This window comes from Streptomyces monashensis, from assembly GCF_001866665.1.
Taxonomy (GTDB): Bacteria; Actinomycetota; Actinomycetes; order Streptomycetales; family Streptomycetaceae; genus Streptomyces; species Streptomyces monashensis.
In genome coordinates, this window is sequence record NZ_MLYO01000152.1 from 1 (window position 1) to 341 (window position 341).

1 pseudogene is annotated in these 341 nt (G+C 64.5%); it reads right to left on the bottom strand.

The features are described from left to right. Positions 1 to 341 (bottom strand): annotated as a pseudogene (locus BIV23_RS44780) (adenosylhomocysteinase); the annotation flags it as partial.

The following is a 341-nucleotide window of genomic DNA, read 5'->3' on the forward strand; positions in this document are numbered from 1 at the left end:
TCGGACAGCACGATGATCGTCTTGCCGTCCGGGAAGGTCCAGGTGTGGACCTGCGGCTTGACCTCGTCCTTCACGATGCCCGGGACCCTCGCCAGACCGGCCATGTCGATCTCGTTGTCGAAGTGGCCGATGTTCCCGACGATCGCCTGGTGCTTCATCCTGGCCATGTCCGAGGCCATGATGATGTCCTTGTTGCCCGTCGTGGTGACGAAGATGTCGGCCTTGTCGACGACCTCGTCCAGCGTCGTCACCTGGTAACCGTCCATCGCCGCCTGGAGCGCGCAGATCGGGTCGATCTCCGTCACGATCACGCGAGCGCCCTGGCCGCGCAGCGACTCCGC